15 protein-coding genes are annotated in these 19,465 nt (G+C 42.8%); 8 read left to right on the top strand and 7 right to left on the bottom strand.

Annotated features, from left to right (window positions below):
- Positions 1-981 (bottom strand): LacI family DNA-binding transcriptional regulator, encoded by a 981-nt coding sequence (locus NSQ83_RS18930; RefSeq protein ID WP_029726015.1) that lies wholly within the window; start codon positions 979-981, stop codon positions 1-3.
- A gap of 783 nt (positions 982-1,764) precedes the next feature.
- On the opposite strand from NSQ83_RS18930, the gene pgsB reads away from it, so the two are divergent.
- The 5 genes from pgsB (at position 1,765) to pgdS (ending at position 6,135) form a co-directional block, all read left to right on the top strand.
- A complete protein-coding gene (gene pgsB / locus NSQ83_RS18925) occupies positions 1,765-2,946 on the top strand; it encodes a poly-gamma-glutamate synthase PgsB (RefSeq protein ID WP_003227883.1) in 1,182 nt (393 codons plus the stop codon).
- A 14-nt stretch (positions 2,947-2,960) separates the two neighbouring features.
- On the top strand, positions 2,961-3,410 hold the full coding sequence (pgsC, locus tag NSQ83_RS18920; protein WP_003227889.1) for a poly-gamma-glutamate biosynthesis protein PgsC: 450 nt from the start codon (positions 2,961-2,963) through the stop codon (positions 3,408-3,410).
- 18 nt (positions 3,411-3,428) lie between these two features.
- Positions 3,429-4,571: a capsular polyglutamate synthetase PgsA gene (gene pgsA / locus NSQ83_RS18915; protein WP_003243306.1), complete on the top strand. Its 1,143-nt coding sequence runs from the start codon at positions 3,429-3,431 to the stop codon at positions 4,569-4,571.
- Between the two features lie 14 nt (positions 4,572-4,585).
- Entirely contained in the window at positions 4,586-4,753 is a 168-nt protein-coding gene (edmS, locus tag NSQ83_RS18910) for an extrachromosomal elements maintenance protein EdmS (protein WP_003227896.1), read from the top strand.
- A gap of 140 nt (positions 4,754-4,893) precedes the next feature.
- Positions 4,894-6,135: a gamma-DL-glutamyl hydrolase gene (pgdS, locus tag NSQ83_RS18905; protein ID WP_038430050.1), complete on the top strand. Its 1,242-nt coding sequence runs from the start codon at positions 4,894-4,896 to the stop codon at positions 6,133-6,135.
- Between the two features lie 33 nt (positions 6,136-6,168).
- Here pgdS and ywtE read toward each other — a convergent pair whose 3' ends face one another.
- On the bottom strand, positions 6,169-7,029 hold the full coding sequence (ywtE, locus tag NSQ83_RS18900; RefSeq protein ID WP_217024077.1) for a 5-amino-6-(5-phospho-D-ribitylamino)uracil phosphatase YwtE: 861 nt from the start codon (positions 7,027-7,029) through the stop codon (positions 6,169-6,171).
- A gap of 155 nt (positions 7,030-7,184) precedes the next feature.
- Positions 7,185-8,153, bottom strand: coding sequence for a polyisoprenyl-teichoic acid--peptidoglycan teichoic acid transferase TagT (gene tagT, locus NSQ83_RS18895; protein WP_014478157.1), 969 nt, complete (start codon positions 8,151-8,153; stop codon positions 7,185-7,187).
- Between the two features lie 332 nt (positions 8,154-8,485).
- On the opposite strand from tagT, the gene NSQ83_RS18890 reads away from it, so the two are divergent.
- On the top strand, positions 8,486-9,859 hold the full coding sequence (locus tag NSQ83_RS18890) for a sugar porter family MFS transporter (protein ID WP_024571920.1): 1,374 nt from the start codon (positions 8,486-8,488) through the stop codon (positions 9,857-9,859).
- 36 nt (positions 9,860-9,895) lie between these two features.
- Here NSQ83_RS18890 and gerBC read toward each other — a convergent pair whose 3' ends face one another.
- The 3 genes from gerBC to gerBA are packed head-to-tail and all read right to left on the bottom strand — an operon-like array spanning position 9,896 to position 13,580.
- Positions 9,896-11,020 carry a spore germination protein GerBC gene (gene gerBC / locus NSQ83_RS18885; protein ID WP_163182242.1) on the bottom strand — a complete coding sequence of 375 codons (1,125 nt, stop codon included), beginning with the start codon at positions 11,018-11,020 and terminating at the stop codon, positions 9,896-9,898.
- Entirely contained in the window at positions 11,017-12,123 is a 1,107-nt protein-coding gene (gene gerBB / locus NSQ83_RS18880; RefSeq protein WP_163182241.1) for a spore germination protein GerBB, read from the bottom strand. Before gerBB ends, gerBC begins: the two co-directional genes overlap by 4 nt.
- A gap of 5 nt (positions 12,124-12,128) precedes the next feature.
- Entirely contained in the window at positions 12,129-13,580 is a 1,452-nt protein-coding gene (gerBA, locus tag NSQ83_RS18875; RefSeq protein ID WP_003243291.1) for a spore germination protein GerBA, read from the bottom strand.
- A 264-nt stretch (positions 13,581-13,844) separates the two neighbouring features.
- Between gerBA and manA the strand changes: the two genes are divergently transcribed.
- On the top strand, positions 13,845-14,795 hold the full coding sequence (gene manA, locus NSQ83_RS18870; protein WP_032722626.1) for a mannose-6-phosphate isomerase, class I: 951 nt from the start codon (positions 13,845-13,847) through the stop codon (positions 14,793-14,795).
- Between the two features lie 129 nt (positions 14,796-14,924).
- Complete coding sequence (lytD, locus tag NSQ83_RS18865) at positions 14,925-17,567, top strand: beta-N-acetylglucosaminidase LytD (protein ID WP_088327098.1); 2,643 nt, start codon at positions 14,925-14,927, stop codon at positions 17,565-17,567.
- Positions 17,568-17,605: 38 nt separating this feature from the next.
- Here the strand turns inward: lytD and NSQ83_RS18860 are convergent, their stop codons facing one another.
- Positions 17,606-19,465: a CDP-glycerol glycerophosphotransferase family protein gene (locus tag NSQ83_RS18860; protein WP_015384814.1), complete on the bottom strand. Its 1,860-nt coding sequence runs from the start codon at positions 19,463-19,465 to the stop codon at positions 17,606-17,608.

Below are 19,465 nucleotides of genomic sequence, written 5' to 3'. Positions count from 1 at the left end.
TTAATCTTCCTTTCTTGTCGTCTTTCTTCCTATATAGGTGACAGGCATTTGAATTGCCGTTTCTGCCAGCGGCTGTTTTTTGATGATACCCAAAAGCAGTTTGGCAGCTTCTCTCCCCATATCATATGCGGGCTGTTTAATTGTAGAAAGTGGCGGGAACAGAAGTCCGCTTTGCGGAATGTCATCATAGCCGATAATTTGAATGTCCTCCGGCACGTTTTTTCCGCGCCGCAATGCTTCATGTAAAACGGCAGCGGCTTGAATATCATTACTCGCGATCACACCATCTGTCGCTGGATAAGCGGCAAACAGCTCCTTCGCCATCGATTGTGCATCTTTAATTGAAAATGAAGCTGTCTCAATGACCTGAAAATCAACTTCAGCCTGCTTTAAGATTTCCAAAGCGCCGTTAAATCGGTCTTGAGCGGTCGGCAGGTGAGCGGGTCCTCTCAAGAGCGTAATGCGCTGGCTTTTTCCGTGAATGATAGCCTGAGCGGCTAACTTTCCTCCTGTATAGCCGTCACTGGACACAGAAGGAGCCCCTTCAAGTGTTCTGTCCAGAAAAACAACTGGATAATTCATGCCGCTGTATTCCTCGAGATCCGGGTAATTTGTTGCGGCAATAATGCCTGCGACATGATTTTGCTTAAAGGTTTGAAGGTATTCAAGTTCTTTTTTCAATTCCTCGTCACTGTTGCCGAAAATAAGGCGATAGCCTTCCCGGTTCAATTCATCCTCCGCACCGCGGGCAAGCTGGGGGAAGAAAGGGTTTGTGATATCCGGGAGCAAAAGTCCGATCAGTCGGGATTCTCTTTTATATAGAGATCTGGCGACTTCATTCGGGTAATAGTTCAGCTTCGCCATCGCCGCTATGACACGCGTTCGCGTTTCTTCGTGTACATAGCCATTCTCATTCAGGACGCGGGAAACCGTCGCAACTGAAACGCCCGCCGCTCCGGCGACATCTTTAATTGTAGCCAAAACAGCTCCTCCTTGTTTATGTAACCGTTTACATAGATAGATTATCATGAACAATCCAAAGTTAGCAATAAAAATATCAAAAGAAATCTACTTGTAAATTGTATATATAATTGAAAAATTTAAGGTTTTCACTCTTTTTTTGACAAAGTCTTCACAAATATGGATGAAGATTTCTTGAACAAATATTAAGTTTTATTAAAATTGTTTCAAAGTCATGCGTTTAGACCTGTAAATGGTGAGAAACAGAAAAGACTATCATCCCAGAAAATGTTTAATTATGTTAGAGAATTCGGACTCGTATGTTTAGCGTTTTCATCTCGAACCTCCTTAGTCATTTTGGAATGGGCCTCATATTGCTTATTCCATGCAGAAAGGATGACATTATGACCTTGTCCTTAAGAAACAGGATAAAACTATTTTGTGTTCATAAGAACCGGAAACACGCATGATAGCAGGAGATGCTTGATAACACAGGCTGAAAAAAAGATTGATTTGAAATGCATATTAAACACAAACACCAGGGTGTGACTATACGTCCAGAAGGATATCAGGGGAAAAATGAAAGCGCATTCTCTTCGATTTTTAAAAAAAGTGATGAGGTATAAGTCCTGCTGTTTTCCAAAAATAGAAAACAGTTTGTAGGTATAAAATCTCTTTCAAAAGAGAAGTTTGGCTTAGTCGATTAGGGAAGATTATGTTACATAATGCCGATTGAGAATTCATAGTGATTCTATATACTGATGAATGAATTTACAACAATATAGAAGGAGATGTCGAAAAGCAATGTGGTTACTCATTATAGCCTGTGCTGTCATACTGGTCATCGGAATATTAGAAAAACGACGACATCAGAAAAACATTGATGCCCTCCCTGTTCGGGTGAATATTAACGGCATCCGCGGAAAATCGACTGTGACAAGGCTGACAACCGGAATATTAATAGAAGCCGGTTACAAGACTGTTGGAAAAACAACAGGAACAGATGCAAGAATGATTTACTGGGACACACCGGAGGAAAAGCCGATTAAACGGAAACCTCAGGGGCCGAATATCGGAGAGCAAAAAGAAGTCATGAGAGAAACAGTAGAAAGAGGGGCTAACGCGATTGTCAGTGAATGCATGGCTGTTAACCCAGATTATCAAATCATCTTTCAGGAAGAACTTCTGCAGGCCAATATCGGCGTCATTGTGAATGTTTTAGAAGACCATATGGATGTCATGGGGCCGACGCTTGATGAAATTGCAGAAGCGTTTACCGCTACAATTCCTTATAATGGCCATCTTGTCATTACAGATAGTGAATATACCGAGTTCTTTAAACAAAAAGCAAAAGAACGAAACACAAAAGTCATCATTGCTGATAACTCAAAAATTACAGATGAGTATTTACGTAAATTTGAATACATGGTATTCCCTGATAACGCTTCTCTGGCGCTGGGTGTAGCTCAAGCACTCGGCATTGATGAAGAAACAGCATTTAAGGGAATGCTGAATGCGCCGCCAGATCCGGGAGCAATGAGAATTCTTCCGCTGATCAGTCCGAGCGAGCCTGGGCACTTTGTTAATGGGTTTGCCGCAAACGACGCTTCTTCTACTTTGAATATATGGAAACGTGTAAAAGAAATCGGTTACCCGACCGATGATCCGATCATCATCATGAACTGCCGCGCAGACCGTGTCGATCGGACACAGCAATTCGCAAATGACGTATTGCCTTATATTGAAGCAAGTGAACTGATCTTAATCGGTGAAACAACAGAACCGATCGTAAAAGCCTACGAAGAAGGCAAAATTCCTGCAGACAAACTGCATGATCTAGAGTATAAGTCAACAGATGAAATTATGGAATTGTTAAAGAAAAGAATGCACAACCGTGTCATATATGGCGTCGGCAATATTCATGGTGCCGCAGAGCCTTTAATTGAAAAAATCCACGAATACAAGGTTAAGCAGCTCGTAAGCTAGGGGGAAATGCAAACATGTTCGGATCAGATTTATACATCGCACTAATTTTAGGTGTACTACTCAGTTTAATTTTTGCGGAAAAAACAGGGATCGTGCCAGCAGGACTTGTTGTACCGGGATATTTAGGACTTGTGTTTAATCAGCCGGTCTTTATTTTACTTGTTTTGCTAGTGAGCTTGCTCACTTATGTTATTGTGAAATACGGTTTATCCAAATTTATGATTTTGTACGGACGCAGAAAATTCGCTGCCATGCTGATAACAGGGATCGTCCTAAAAATCGCGTTTGATTTTCTATACCCGATTGTACCATTTGAAATCGCAGAATTTCGAGGAATCGGCATCATCGTGCCAGGTTTAATTGCCAATACCATTCAGAAACAAGGTTTAACCATTACGTTCGGAAGCACGCTGCTATTGAGCGGAGCGACCTTTGCTATCATGTTTGTTTACTACTTAATTTAATGTAAGGTGTGTCAAACGATGAAAAAAGAACTGAGCTTTCATGAAAAGCTGCTAAAGCTGACAAAACAGCAAAAAAAGAAAACCAATAAGCACGTATTTATTGCCATTCCGATCGTTTTTGTCCTTATGTTCGCTTTCATGTGGGCGGGAAAAGCGGAAACGCCGAAGGTCAAAACGTATTCTGACGACGTACTCTCAGCCTCATTTGTAGGCGATATTATGATGGGACGCTATGTTGAAAAAGTAACGGAGCAAAAAGGGGCAGACAGTATTTTTCAATATGTTGAACCGATCTTTAGAGCCTCGGATTATGTAGCAGGAAACTTTGAAAACCCGGTAACCTATCAAAAGAATTATAAACAAGCAGATAAAGAGATTCATCTGCAGACGAATAAGGAATCAGTGAAAGTCTTGAAGGACATGAATTTCACGGTTCTCAACAGCGCAAACAACCACGCAATGGATTACGGCGTTCAGGGCATGAAAGATACGCTTGGAGAATTTGCGAAGCAAAACCTTGATATCGTTGGAGCGGGATACAGCTTAAGTGATGCGAAAAAGAAAATTTCGTACCAGAAAGTCAACGGGGTAACGATTGCGACGCTTGGCTTTACCGATGTGTCCGGGAAAGGTTTCGCGGCTAAAAAGAATACGCCGGGCGTGCTGCCCGCAGATCCTGAAATCTTCATCCCTATGATTTCAGAAGCGAAAAAACATGCGGACATCGTTGTTGTGCAGTCACACTGGGGCCAAGAGTATGACAATGATCCAAACGACCGCCAGCGACAGCTTGCAAGAGCCATGTCTGATGCGGGAGCTGACATCATCGTCGGCCATCACCCGCACGTCTTAGAACCGATTGAAGTATATAACGGAACCGTCATTTTCTACAGCCTCGGCAACTTTGTCTTTGACCAAGGCTGGACGAGAACAAGAGACAGTGCACTGGTTCAGTATCACCTGAAGAAAAATGGAACAGGACGCTTTGAAGTGACACCGATCGATATCCATGAAGCGACACCTGCACCTGTGAAAAAAGACAGCCTTAAACAGAAAACCATTATTCGCGAACTGACGAAAGACTCTAATTTCGCTTGGAAAGTAGAAGACGGAAAACTGACGTTTGATATTGATCATAGTGACAAACTAAAATCTAAATAAACGGAGTGATAAAGATGAAATTTGTCAAAGCCATCTGGCCGTTTGTTGCCGTAGCCATCGTGTTCATGTTTATGTCAGCTTTTAAATTCAATGATCAGCTGACAGATCAGGAAAAACAGAAGATTGATATGGAAATGAATAAAATCCAACAGCAGGAAGAACCGGTAAACGCCAATAAATAATTCAAAAAAGAGAGTGTCTGAGGAGACACTCTCTTTTTATTTGCCCAGCATATTCATTCTGTAAAAATATTAAAAAGTCTCTTAACATATTCAAAAAAATACCGATGTTAAAACTGCAAAAAGAGGAGGAGATAATAAAAGTGAACACACTGGCAAACTGGAAGAAGTTTTTGCTTGTGGCGGTTATCATTTGTTTTTTGGTTCCAATTATGACAAAAGCGGAGATTGCGGAAGCTGATACATCATCAGAATTGATTGTCAGCGAAGCAAAAAACCTGCTTGGATATCAGTATAAATATGGCGGGGAAACGCCGAAAGAGGGTTTCGATCCATCAGGATTGATACAATATGTGTTCAGTAAGGCTGATATTCATCTGCCGAGATCTGTAAACGACCAGTATAAAATCGGAACAGCTGTAAAGCCGGAAAACCTGAAGCCGGGTGATATTTTGTTTTTCAAGAAAGAGGGAAGCACCGGCACTGTTCCGACACATGACGCCCTTTATATCGGAGACGGCCAAATGGTTCACAGTACACAGTCAAAAGGGGTTATCATCACCAATTACAAACAAAGCAGCTATTGGAGCGGAACTTATATCGGGGCGAGACGAATCGCTGCCGATCCGGCAACGGCTGATGTTCCTGTCGTTCAGGAGGCCGAAAAATATATCGGTGTCCCATATGTGTTTGGCGGAAGCACGCCGTCAGAGGGCTTTGATTGCTCGGGGCTTGTGCAATATGTGTTTCAACAGGCACTTGGCATTTATCTGCCGCGATCAGCCGAACAGCAGTGGGCAGTGGGCGAGAAGGTAGCCCCTCAGAACATAAAGCCTGGTGATGTCGTCTATTTCAGCAATACGTATAAAACGGGAATTTCACATGCAGGCATTTATGCGGGCGCAGGCAGGTTCATTCAGGCAAGCCGGTCAGAAAAAGTAACCATTTCCTATTTGTCAGAGGATTACTGGAAATCGAAGATGACGGGTATTCGCCGATTTGACAACCTGACAATCCCGAAAGAAAATCCGATTGTTTCCGAAGCGACGCTTTATGTCGGAGAAGTGCCTTACAAACAGGGCGGAGTAACACCTGAGACAGGATTTGATACAGCTGGATTTGTCCAATATGTCTACCAGAAAGCAGCTGGCATTTCCCTGCCTCGATACGCAACAAGCCAGTACAATGCCGGAACTAAGATTGAGAAGGCGGACCTGAAGCCGGGAGACATTGTGTTCTTTCAATCAACAAGCTTAAATCCCTCCATCTATATCGGAAACGGACAAGTTGTTCATGTCACATTATCAAACGGCGTGACCATCACCAATATGAACACGAGCACATATTGGAAGGATAAATACGCAGGAAGTATACGGGTGCAATAAAAGAAAAAGACTCCAATCTCTGGAGTCTTTTCTTTATGCATATTGTCCTGAAAGAAGCTGGTCTATAAAGTAGGCCACACCATTTTCGTCATTGCTTTTTGTGACAAAGGTGCTTTTTTCTTTTAATTCATCAATCGCATTTTCCATGGCGATACGGTGTCCGGCGACTTCAAACATGGACAAATCGTTTGGACTATCGCCGATCGCATAGATATCCTGTGTTTCAATTCCGTATAGGTCAGCCAGCTTTGTTAACGCGCGTCCTTTTCCTGACGAGGCCGGCAGGATTTCGATAATATGTTTTCCTGAAGAGGTTTGCGCCAGTTTTTTATGATGCTTCAGTTCTTCCTTCGCTTGTTTCAGCTTGTCCATATCAAAGGAGAAGCAAAGAAGCTTATAAATGTTTTCACCGCCGTCAAAAACCGATTCGATATGAGGGATTGGTTTAATGCCAAACTGTTTGAATTGAGTCATGGCTCCCTGCCACAATTCATCCGCCTGCTCGTTTGGGTTTGCGCTCTTTAGAATGTCAAGCTCCGCGTGCAGCTTAGCTTCGCCGTCAAAAGGAGAAAGCAGATGGTCATCTGTATATACCTCAAAGTAAATGTTTTTTGAAAGTAAGTAATCAGCAATCGCTTTACCGGCTTCCTGATCCATTAATGTCCGGCTGATCAAACGGTAACCCGTGTCGTGGATCGTACCGCCATTAGCTGCAATGATAGGGATGTCCAAGTCATCCAGCAGCGCTTTTACATCAAATGTCGCTCTTCCCGTGCAAATGGTGACGAGGATGCCGGCATCAACGGCCCGCTTGATCGCCTCTCTGTTTTCCGCAGAAATGACGCTTTCTTTATTCAGTAATGTTCCGTCTAGATCAATCGCAATACATTTCATATGTAGGGGAACCTCCTTAAAAATGAAGCTGCTTCGTGTAGTATGTTCAGCTTGCCTGTGAAACATAATCCATATAAATTAAGGCTAAACGTTACTTTGATAATTTTCAACAAGGAAATATGTAAAACGGGATGGCGTAATCGCCATCCCGTTCATTATACACCTAAATCGTTTTGCAGCTCTTCTTTAACTTCCTGCAGCTTTTGCTGATTCAATTTGAAATAATAGACTCCGGCAGGTTCATAATCATAACCCGTCAGCTGAATAGACTCAACTGATTTCAATGAAGTGATGAACGGGAACAGGCCGATGGCATCTTTAAGGGATAAGTTCATTTTTAAATTTTGCCCCATCGTATCCACAATATCATCATATGCCGGAATTGAGCTCAATGATTTTGATTTATCTATAATGGCGCTCAGCACTTCCATTTGTCTTTGCCCGCGTAAAAGGTCACTGTCCGCTTTACGTGTTCTTACGTAAGCGAGCGCTTCTTCCCCATCAAGCGTATGTGTTCCTTTTTGAAGAACGACTTTACCTTTTGTATCTTTTTTGATTTGCTGAATGACTTTATCGCTTTTTACAGTTACTTTGACGCCATTTAACTCGTTTACGACGTCTTCAAAAGCCGTGAAATTGCTTTCTACGACATAATCGACTGGAATATCCAGCATTTCTTCAACTGTTTTCACAGTTAAGTCAACGCCGCCGTAAGCGTGAGCATGTGTGAATTTATCATACCCGTGGCCTGGGATGTTTACATAGGCGTCACGCGGAATGCTCAGCATTTTAGCTGTTTTTTCTTTCCGATTAAATGTAACCAGCACATTCGCGTCACTTCTTGCCTGATCGACGGTCTCGCCGTTTTTCTCCCTGGCATCAATTCCTAAGAGCAATACAGAAAAAGAATCTTTTCCAGGATCAAATTCTTTGATCCGTTTTACAGATTGTTCTCCGCGTGCAAGGCTGACATGAGCTTCCTTAGAAGCATTGTTCAGCTTTACAAAAGCATAGGCGCCGACAGAGCCTGCCGCAATGACTAAAAAAGCCATTAATCCTGCAACAACTTTCACCCATTTTTTTAGTTTTCTTTTTTTCTTTCTGCGCTGTGATCGTTCTTCCATATATCAATACCTCACGTTTCTTTAATATTTGAAGCGTACCATTCTATTTGCCATGGGGCAACTACTCGAAAGACATTTTTCGATAAATATTCCTATATTTATAAGTTCTTGTTTTTGAAAATTGATAACGATAATGTGCTGAATCACCTTATATTGGACGCCGCAGCAGGTAAAATGTTTCGGCGACATTGAAAAAAATACAAGTAAATGATTGGAAAACTTATGATCAGCAAAATAAAAAGGTTTAATGGCCGGAAAAAGAGGCTAAAAGATTTCTAAAAAAATCCCACAGACAATGTCATTGCAGCTGATGGAGAAAGGGAGTCATCTTTATGAAAAAGCAGTCAAATATATGGCTTTATTTTTTCGGAGCTCTTGGAGGCGCGTTATATGGCTATGATACCGGAGTGATTTCCGGAGCTATTTTATTTATGAAAAAGGAGTTAGGCTTAAACGCGTTTACAGAAGGTCTTGTTGTCAGCTCCTTGCTGGTTGGGGCGATATTGGGCTCAGGAGCGGCCGGCAAGCTGACTGACCGTTTCGGAAGAAAAAAAGCAATTATGGCAGCCGCGCTGCTGTTTTGTATAGGCGGTCTTGGTGTGGCACTGGCCCCAAATACGGGAGTCATGGTGCTGTTTCGCATCATTTTGGGACTTGCAGTCGGAACATCGACGACAATCGTGCCCCTTTATTTATCTGAACTGGCGCCAAAACATAAACGTGGGGCGCTGTCATCACTGAATCAGCTGATGATCACGGTCGGCATCCTTCTTTCTTACATTGTCAATTACATATTTGCAGATGCCGAAGCGTGGCGCTGGATGCTTGGATTGGCTGCTGTGCCGTCATTGCTCTTGCTCATTGGCATTTTGTTTATGCCGGAGAGCCCGCGTTGGCTGTTCACGAATGGCGAAGAAAGCAAAGCGAAGAACATTCTTGAAAAATTGCGTGGCACAAAAGATATTGATCAGGAAATACATGATATAAAAGAAGCGGAAAAGCAGGATGAAGGCGGCCTGAAGGAGCTGTTCGATCCATGGGTGCGCCCAGCGCTTATTGCCGGTTTGGGACTCGCTTTTTTGCAGCAATTTATCGGAACGAATACGATCATCTACTATGCGCCAAAGACCTTTACAAACGTCGGATTCGGAAACTCCGCTTCGATTTTAGGCACGGTCGGAATCGGCACAGTCAATGTTGTCATGACATTAGTAGCGATTAAAATCATCGACAAGATTGGAAGAAAGCCGTTACTGCTATTCGGGAATGCGGGCATGGTGATCAGCTTGATCGTTCTCGCTTTAGTAAATCTCTTTTTCGATAACACTCCGGCTGCCTCATGGACGACCGTCATTTGTTTAGGCGTGTTTATCGTTGTCTTTGCGGTCAGCTGGGGACCGGTTGTGTGGGTGATGCTTCCTGAATTGTTCCCGCTTCACGTCAGAGGAATCGGGACCGGTGTTTCGACCTTAATGTTGCACGTTGGGACACTGATTGTTTCATTAACCTATCCAATATTAATGGAAGCGATCGGAATCAGTTATTTATTCCTGATTTATGCTGCGATCGGTATCATGGCGTTCTTATTTGTCCGATTTAAAGTGACAGAGACAAAGGGAAAAAGCCTTGAAGAAATTGAGCAGGATTTACGGGACAAAAACGGACAGGGAGGATCGGCCGGAAAACAGCAGACTGTCGGAACATAAAAAAGGGTGCGCGATCATGCGCACCCTTTTGATTGCTTACTTTCCCACCGTGCCAAAGTTAATGATTTTAAAAGAAATATCGTACTTAAAATCAGTCTCAGAAAATATTTCCTCCCAATGCCCTTTTACTTTATTCCAGTAGTCAGGGTGTTGAATCCTTATGTGGTCTGATAAAAAGACCGGATCGGTTTTATACTCGTGCTGCAGTTTATCCATCACCTGCTTTACATCTCGTTCAAGCTTTTTTTCAAAAATGTTTTCCAGCCTGTGCAAATAACTTTTGCTAAAGGAGTTTTCATTCGGGTTTTGGTCTTCTGTCAGGATGCCCTTCGTTTTAACAGAAATATGAAAGATAGGCTTTCCGTTTTCAATGATAGGCTTAATTTTGGTTTTCGACTTTTTGATTTCAAACGTAATCGGATGTCCTTTATCTGTCGTCGGCATGACACCGCCTTGGATCGTCCCCATGACCCATGACAGTGTTTGGGTTTCATCAGCTGAAAGAAACCCAACGAGTTTATTGCTGCCCCTTTTGATAATGCCTGCTCCGTCATACTTGGCTTTTCCCTTTTCGTTTTTCACGGCTTGAATAAGATAACTGTACCCGTTCTGAGAGTAGACAGAAGCTCTTCCGATGCGCAGCGGTATCATAATCTTACCGTTATACCCGCTGTGAGTTGTCAAATCAATCAGTTTTTCGGAGGGCATCGGCTGCTGCTGATTGGGGTTTCCTTTTGTGAAAACATCAGCTGCATTCCCTCTGGCTGCCATCAAATAGCTGCTTCGCCGCAGCTCATCATCCCGGATAAAGTGGTTGAGGACTTGGTCTACATTTTGATTCCTCATCAGTTTTTCTCCCAGAAGGATCACTTTTAAATGATCGCTATAAACAGGAGGGTCCTTGATGGATACATCACTGACTGCTTCCAGAATCGTTTTCCCGTGGGACGTTACATTAACAAATTCGGGTTTTCCGGATGCTTGGCTGTCTTCGCTTTGGGGAAGAAGGTTTTGATACGTCAGTTTGTACTGGTGATCATTTGTCTCATCGATCGCCAGCCCTCTGGCGAAGGATAGTTGCTCGATATCTTTGACATCCCAGCACCCGCAGAGGGCCAGCAGCATAAAAAACATGACGGAGAATTTTGATGCTGTTTTCATTGCAGCTGCCCCCTCCCTAATTTTTTCTGTATCCAGCTTAAAAACCAGACGAAGAATGGAATTGTAATCACAATTAAGAAAGCATATCCAAGAAGCGTCCCGTAATAAAACACGTCATTCAAGTCCTTGGGGTACATCGTTATGAAAAACGTCGCAGCCAGCATTGCAGTCAGCAGCCATGCATTGTTTTTATTTTTCAGATGAAAGATTTCCGTTAACCCGATATGGGCGCCTTTAAAGGATCCGAGCATACAGGCAAATTGCTGGGCTGTCCAGGTCAGCTGTAAGAACAAATCAAATCGTTCAATAAAAATACCCGGAACCTCTAATGCGTGAATAAGGGAAATGGTCGGCCATGTCACCGTTTTTGCCTCAGCCACAGTCATACAGCCAATCACAATGAGCAAAGTAATGCTGTAGAACAATGTGGAAGTCGCGATGCCCAGAGCAACAGCCTTTTTCACTTGCTTTGGATCTCTCATAAAGGGGACCAGGTAAAAAATGATTTCAAATCCGGAGAGATATAATAATGTTTTTGGGAATAAAGAGAAAAAGCTTTGATAGCCTCCTTCAAATACCGGCCGGATAAAATCAAGCTGGAACAAGCGAAAGCTGAACATCAGAAGCATCATAAAAATAATAAGGGTTATAGGAAAAATATAAGCGTATACTTTTGCAATTGAATAAACGCCTCCGCCTACATGATAGATGGCAACGACAAGAAATATAAACACCACAACTGCCATTGGCGTATTTTTCAACAAAAAGAATCCGACAACCTCTCCCAAAATCCGAGCTTGAAAGCAAACAATCCCAATGAAATATAGACAGATATATAAATTCAATAGAAAGCCGATGAATGTTCCAGCTACAATGCTGTTGAGCTTAAAAAGAGTTTTTCCGCTGTTTTTTTGAAGAAAAGGCAAAAAAAGCAGAGCGATGATAATAAAAATAACGCCCTGGAGCAGTATCATTAGCCATCCGCTCGGACTGCCGGTTTCGGCGGCTGAGCGGGGAAGGGTCAGCACCCCGGCACCAATCAATGTGCTGCTGATCATAATGAGCGTCTGCATAAATGTCAGTTTATGCTCTGATTTCCTCATAGCCATCACCTTTGTCTGATGTTATCTTCGGGATCGTTTCGTGTCGGTCTTCTTTTTAAAAACATCGTGGGAATACGGATGACTGTGTCTTTCAAATCCTGTCCAGGCTGCGCCATGATCGGGATAATGTAATCCTGTCCAAAGCTTTTCAGGCGCATGAGATGGCCGATCACAAACAGATAAACCATTATAACGCCATACATGCCAAGCGCTGTTGCACTTATCATAACCCCGATCCGAATGATCCGCAGCGGAAAGTTATAGGCGTATGAAGGAACGGTAAAGGATGCCAGTGCTGTGACAGAAACGACAATGACCATAAGCGCACTGACAATTTGCGCCTGAACAGCTGCCTGTCCGATGACGACCCCGCCGATAAGGCCAATTGTCTGTCCAATCGGCTTAGGCAGCCTTAATCCGGCTTCTCGAATCAATTCGATCGTAAAGATCATGATAAAGGCCTCTACAAAAGGCGGGAATGGTACGTTAAGCCTGCTGCCTGCAATGGAAATGGCCATTCTAGTCGGCAATAGCCCGGTGTGAAAAGAAACGAGAGAAATATACAGACCGGGCAAATAAATGGTGATCAGGATGCTGGAATAACGAAGAAGGCGTACAAGTGACATTGGGATCCAGCGCTGGCTGTAATCATCGGGCGAATGAATAAATTCGTCAACCGTAGCCGGTACAATCAAAGCAAACGGCGTACCATCCACTAATATGGACACTCGCCCTTCTAATAGAGAACTTTCGACCCGGTCCGGTCGTTCTGTGCTTAATATTGTGGGGAAAATTGAAAATGGTTCGTCTTCAATCAGCTGTTCAAGCGTCCCCGATTCCGGCAAATTATCTATATTGACTGATTTCAGCCTTTTAAACACTTCTTTGACGACATAATCTGGGGCGATATCCTGAATATAAGCGACAGCGATTTTCTTTTTGGTCCTTTTTCCGAGTGTCATTTCTTTGATGACGAGATTAGGATCACTCGTCCGTTCACGCAAAAGCGCCGTGTTTGTCCGCAGTTTTTCAATAAATCCTATTTTAGGGCCGCGTTCCACGACTTCGGAGGAGGGTTCATCAAGACTGCGTGTTGCGACTGACTTTGTGTCGAAAGCTAATCCTCCGCGATAGCCATCAGCGAGCAAAATGGCTTGCCCTGAAAAAACGAGCTGCTCTATTTCTTTCATTGTAGAAACAACGCTGTGGTGAAAGCCGAAAAAAAAGGCGGATAAGTCTTCAATCGAGCATTCCTTATGGGCTAACGCCTCTTTTTGTAAAGGAGAAATGACGTATTGTGCCAGCATTTTATTCTCTGTCAGACCGTCAATATACAGTAAACACGCCTTTTGTCTGCTATCTCCGAAAGCAAATGTATAAAACATCATATCGTCGTTTTGTCCCAATGTTTTTTTCAGTGTGTCTAAATTGTTCTGGAGATCAGAGTCGATTTGCATAGTTTCTCTCCTTCGTAAACAGTTTGACGGTTTTTATTAATTTGTATCAAAAAAGGAGAATTATTCTTATCGAGGAAAAGGCTGAAACAAAGCTTCTTTTCGACGTGATATAATAGATAGGAAGCGTTTTCTTTGAAGGGGTAATGAAAAGATGATGCTTTGTACATATGTTGTCATCGGAAAAAGGCAGCTTATACGGGCGTTTGTAAGAGGGGCGCACCGGGAAAATGATGATCAGTTATTTACAGGGGAGGGGTACGGATCATGACGCAATCACCGATTTTTCTAACGCCTGTGTTTAAAGAAAAAATCTGGGGCGGAACCGCTTTACGAGATAGATTTGGATACAGTATTCCTTCAGAATCAACGGGGGAATGCTGGGCCATTTCCGCTCATCCAAAAGGACCGAGCACTGTTGCAAATGGCCCGTATAAAGGAAAGACATTGATCGAGCTTTGGGAAGAGCACCGTGAAGTATTCGGCGGCGTAGAGGGGGATCGGTTCCCGCTTCTGACAAAGCTGCTGGATGTGAAGGAAGATACGTCAATTAAAGTTCACCCTGATGATTACTATGCCGGAGAAAACGAAGAGGGAGAACTCGGCAAGACGGAATGCTGGTACATTATCGACTGTAAGGAAAACGCAGAAATCATTTACGGGCATACGGCCCGCTCAAAAACCGAACTTGTCACAATGATCAACAGCGGTGACTGGGAGGGCCTGCTGCGAAGAATCAAAATTAAACCGGGTGATTTCTATTATGTGCCGAGCGGAACGCTGCACGCATTGTGCAAGGGGGCCCTTGTTTTAGAGACTCAGCAAAATTCAGATGCCACATACCGGGTGTACGATTATGACCGTCTTGATAGCAACGGAAGTCCGAGAGAGCTTCATTTTGCCAAAGCGGTCAATGCCGCCACGGTTCCCCATGTGGACGGGTATATAGATGAATCGACCGAATCAAGAAAAGGCATAACCATTAAAACGTTTGTTCAAGGGGAATATTTTTCGGTGTATAAATGGGACATCAATGGCGAAGCTGAAATGACTCAGGATGAATCCTTTCTGATTTGCAGCGTGATAGAAGGAAGCGGTTTGCTCAAGTATGAGGACAAAACATGTCCGCTCAAAAAAGGTGATCACTTTATTTTGCCGGCTCAAATGCCCGATTTTACGATAAAAGGAACTTGTACCCTTATCGTGTCTCATATTTAAACTTAATCTCACTTCGAGGTTAAGTTTTTTTTATTAGAAAATGGAAGTGATTCACCTATAAATGAAGCATGCGCGTGCCGATAAATAAACTAGTTTTATATACTCATAGAATAAGAAAGAGGAGAAGGAATGAAAAAGAGACTAATCGCACCTATGCTTCTATCCGCCGCGTCCCTTGCCTTTTTTGCCATGTCTGGTTCTGCCCAGGCAGCCGCGTATACCGACTACTCACTATATAAAGTAGAGCCGTCGAATACGTTCAGTACAGAAAGCCAAGCCTCACAAGCTGTCGCCAAACTGGAAAAAGATACTGGCTGGGATGCATCCTATCAGGCTTCAGGCACAACAACGACCTACCAAATTTCCGCTTCAGGCATTCATAGCGAATCAGAAGCGAAAGCAATACTGAGCGGACTCGCCAAACAGACATCGATTACAGGAACGTCAAGTCCTGTTGGAAGCAAACAGCCATATGTCACCATCTCGTCAGGTGCCATCTCCGGAGAAAAACAGGCCAACACTATCCTAGCAAAGCTGAAACAGGAGACGGGAGTGGCTGGCGCTGTAAAAGCTTACGGAGCAGCTCAGCCCTATATGAACGTCATGACATCAGACATTGCTGATGAGACAAAAGTCAAGGCGCTTATCCAGAGCCTGGCCAAGCAAACGGGGATTAAAAGCTCGTATCAGCCCATCACACACACGGTGTCTGTCACAACCATTCAGTCTGGCACAATCGTGGGAGACAGCAGAGCAGCGCAGATCAAAAACGCCTTCCAAAAGGAATCTGGGCTGCAGGCATCATTAAAGGAAACAGTGAAAGGGCAAGCCTATTATACGTTTACAACTGCCGCCATTTCAGGTGAAGCCAATGCCAAAACTCTATTGCAGCAGCTGAAACAGAGCACTGGCATCACAGGCAGCTACAAGTCCATCAATCAAAAAACAACCGTTGAGTCATACAATGTCCAATCAGCTTATTTCAAAGGGCTGAGTACAGTAAAGGACGCCATCAGCCAAATCAAGAAAAACACTGGCGTATCCGGCAGTTATCAACAGGTTGGAAAAAGCACATCATATACCGTGAATATGAAGGGTATAACAAAACAGCAGCTCCAAAAAATAGACACTTTCTTTAAAAAGAAAAAATGGCATTACACGTCATCCAGCGTCAAAAAAACGACAACGTCTGCTGCTTATCAAATCACGACGGCAAAGATTTTAGGCGAGCAGCAAGCAAACAAAGCAGCAGCCTTCTTTGCTCAGAAAAAAGTAAAAGCTGCAAAAACAGCAGCTGGATCAACAGCAGAAAATCAATATCAGCTCATCTCAGAAGAAACATCAGATCAAGCAAAAGTCACAAAGGGCTTGAACATATTAAAGCAAAATCAGCTGAGTGCTTCTGCGAAATCCGTCAAAAAACAAATAGCTGACACGTTTAAAATCACAACCGAATCTCTGCTTGATCAAACGAAAGTCAATCAGGCACTCACGTTTTTCAAATCGAATCATATATCAGCAGCAAGCCAGAAAACCGGTCAGACAGCTGCGAGCAGCTATCAAATCACAACTGAAGCTATCATCAGCCAAGAAGAGATTGACCGCGTTTTAACATTTTTCAAACAAAATCATATCGCAGTCACAACATCAAAAACAGGCCAGACAGCATATACACAATACAAAATCGTGACAACACAGCTCAGCAGCAAAACAGCATTGAATAATGGGTTAACCTATCTTAAATCGAAAAGTGTAACCCCGAGCTATACAACGAAAAGCAATACTCTTTATAAAATCAGCGTAAATGAGCAGTTCACAGGCAATGATACAGCTGCTGCGGCATCAACGAAGCTAAAACAATTATACGGATGGACATCATCTATCGTGAAGATCAAAAACGGTCCGCAAATCATGAAAACAAATTACAATCTCTCGCTTCGTGATATGGTCCAAAAACAAATGACAGTAAGTCCGCAAACAGACGGAGCGGCTTACGTATCGCTCACGTACATTAATACAGCAACATCAACCGTTACGGCTGATGTACTAAATATCCGGTCAACGCCGGAAGTCAGCCCGACAAACGTGATCGGCCAATTTAAAAAAGGCGATAAAGTGAAAATCATCGGACAGATAAACGGCTGGGCTAAGATCAATTTGGGCTGGCGAAACGCAAGCAGTGATGAAGTAGTTCAATACGTGGATCCGAATAACTTTTCCAGAGACAGCAAATACTACTTCCAATTTCTCAAGCTGTCACAGACAGCGGGTCTCAGCGTTACTGAGGTCAATCAGAAAGTGCTTGCGGGTAAAGGCATCCTGACAGGGAGAGCAAAGGCATTTATCGATGCCGCCAATCAATATAGCATCAACGAACTGTATTTAATCTCACACGCTCTTCTTGAAACAGGAAACGGGACATCCGCCTTAGCCAATGGATTAACCTATAACGGAAAAACCGTATACAACATGTATGGAATTGGAGCATACGACAGCAATCCGAATTACTACGGAGCCAAATATGCGTACGAGCAGGGCTGGTTCACACCTGAAGCGGCCATTATCGGCGGAGCTAAATTCATAGGCTCATCGTATATCCACAACACAGCTTACAATCAGGACACGCTGTACAAAATGAGATGGTCAGCTACAGCGACACATCAATACGCAACAGACATCGGCTGGGCGTACAAACAAGTAAACCGCATGTACAGCCTGTATTCATTGCTGGACGGCTATACACTTTACTTTGATGTTCCGGAATATCGATAAAAAAAACACCTTTTGCGGCTGCAAAAGGTGTTTTTGATTTATCTTTTAAGAACTTTATCCTCTGATGGCTCTTCTTCCTGAGGGAAAACAATTTGATCGACGACTCGCTCACTTGCTTTTCCATCAAGATCATCGAAGAAATAATGAACAAATGAATCAATTTGCTCAAAGTTATACTTCTCTTCTTTAATGATCGAAATCATTTGCTCAGACGTTTTCGCAAGAGGGCCAGGAATAAAGTCAAAGTAATCGTAATAGAAATCACGTTTGCGAATATAATCATCTACATCATAGCTGAAGAAGATCATTGGTTTATTTAATAAAGCATACTCAAAGCAAACAGAAGAGTAATCCGTTATCAGAATATCTGTTACGAGCAATAGCTCGTTAATTTCCCTGAACGAAGAGAAATCATAAAAGAAATCGCTGTACTGATAAGGTATATTGGCATCGTTTCGTACGAATGGATGAATTTTGAATAAGAAGATATATTCATCCTTTAACTCTCGATACAGACGGTCAAAATCAAGCACTTCAAAAGGATAATGAGCTGATTGCTGACCGTTTCCGCGGAAGGTTGGAGCAAAAAGAATGACCTTTTTGTCCTTTAGAAACGGATATTCCGTGTAAAGGCGTTCTTTTACAAATGCCTTCTTCGCTTCATCAAAGAAAAAGTCTGTTCGCGGTACGCCCGTAGCAATGACGTTCTCAATGTCTACCCCAAAGCCCTCTGCGTAGTGCTTCCGTATATTTTCAGAGCTGACAATAACCTTCGTGTAGTTTCTATGGTTTTTCGAATGCGGTGACGGTCCTCCCGGCAGACCGATTCGGCTGTAGCCGAATGTCTTAAAGGCGCCGACAGCATGCCATAGCTGGACAAGGTCCGCATTTTTACGGATTTTTAACGGATAAATAATCGGATAAAAATCATCTATAAAAATGATTTTGCTTGTCGCGAAATGATAAGCCATCGACATCAGTTCAGACAGGCTTTTTCTATCTCGAATGCTGCTCTTTAAGAAAAATTTGAAATCAAAATTTTCTTCACGTTTCAGCAGCTCTTCATAAACAAATTCGAAGTTTCCTGTCATATCAAGTCGGCTGTCAGAAGCAAAGACAATTTTATTAGACTTAATTGGAAGCAGGCGGAATACATCATAAGCAAAATGGAATAAGCTTGTATTCAGCTTGCGCAAAAAGCGGTTTGCCTCTTTTCCAGTATCCAGCTCCAAAAGGCTCGGATCAATTTCCTGCAGTTTGTTGCAAGACAAATTAATCGTCTTTTCGCCCTCATCATAATTAACGATCAAATTGAACTTCATCAGCTTTTTAGCAGAATGAAATTCCATTTTTGTGGCATACACATCATTAGAGAGGAAATTACTTACATTTCCGACTGTATGCACTTCCTGATGTTTTACATTTTGGTCATCTACAGCTTCAATCTCGAGAAACAGCTTATACTCGCCCTGCGGAAGAGGCTTGTCATTCATCAGCTTAGAAAAGTTAATCTGCTGTGAAAATCCTGCCCACTTATAGGCTCCAGGCACATTTGAAGTATCAATTGACAGCTTATCTACCGGAACATCCCGCAGTGAAACAGCTGTAAATAAAACACCGTTGTTCACCAATAATAAACGTTTTCGAACCTGATCCTCTTTTTGAAGCGGCAGGCCCTTGATATACATATAACCCGCAATTTTTAGAATTGACCCATTCCAAGAAAACTCAGAAATCTTTCTGACAGGGACTTGCTGGTTTTCTTCAATTCGCTTCGTTTTATCAAATAGAGAAAAAACCCTGTTATCAGCTGGATGGACAATGACAGCTGCATTTTCTTTTTGCGTTTTCTTTTTTGATCTGAAAAGTCTGTTCTTAATCTTTCTTGCCAGCTTCAC

It is taken from the genome of Bacillus sp. PS217 (assembly GCF_037963535.1).
In the GTDB taxonomy this organism is placed as follows: Bacteria; Bacillota; Bacilli; order Bacillales; family Bacillaceae; genus Bacillus; species Bacillus subtilis.
Note: the sequence above shows the minus strand (reverse complement) of the source record. Positions and strands in the feature narration are given on the sequence as shown.

Bases quoted from the DNA above. Each gene is read 5' to 3' on its own strand.
- pgsB (WP_003227883.1), top strand. From the start codon at position 1,765: ATGTGGTTACTCATTATAGCCTGTGCTGTCATACTGGTCATCGGAATA.
- pgsC (WP_003227889.1), top strand. From the start codon at position 2,961: ATGTTCGGATCAGATTTATACATCGCACTAATTTTAGGTGTACTACTC.
- pgsA (WP_003243306.1), top strand. From the start codon at position 3,429: ATGAAAAAAGAACTGAGCTTTCATGAAAAGCTGCTAAAGCTGACAAAA.
- edmS (WP_003227896.1), top strand. From the start codon at position 4,586: ATGAAATTTGTCAAAGCCATCTGGCCGTTTGTTGCCGTAGCCATCGTG.
- ywtE (WP_217024077.1), bottom strand. From the start codon at position 7,029: ATGAAATGTATTGCGATTGATCTAGACGGAACATTACTGAATAAAGAA.
- tagT (WP_014478157.1), bottom strand. From the start codon at position 8,153: ATGGAAGAACGATCACAGCGCAGAAAGAAAAAAAGAAAACTAAAAAAA.
- NSQ83_RS18890 (WP_024571920.1), top strand. From the start codon at position 8,486: ATGAAAAAGCAGTCAAATATATGGCTTTATTTTTTCGGAGCTCTTGGA.
- gerBC (WP_163182242.1), bottom strand. From the start codon at position 11,020: ATGAAAACAGCATCAAAATTCTCCGTCATGTTTTTTATGCTGCTGGCC.
- gerBB (WP_163182241.1), bottom strand. From the start codon at position 12,123: ATGAGGAAATCAGAGCATAAACTGACATTTATGCAGACGCTCATTATG.
- gerBA (WP_003243291.1), bottom strand. From the start codon at position 13,580: ATGCAAATCGACTCTGATCTCCAGAACAATTTAGACACACTGAAAAAA.
- manA (WP_032722626.1), top strand. From the start codon at position 13,845: ATGACGCAATCACCGATTTTTCTAACGCCTGTGTTTAAAGAAAAAATC.
- lytD (WP_088327098.1), top strand. From the start codon at position 14,925: ATGAAAAAGAGACTAATCGCACCTATGCTTCTATCCGCCGCGTCCCTT.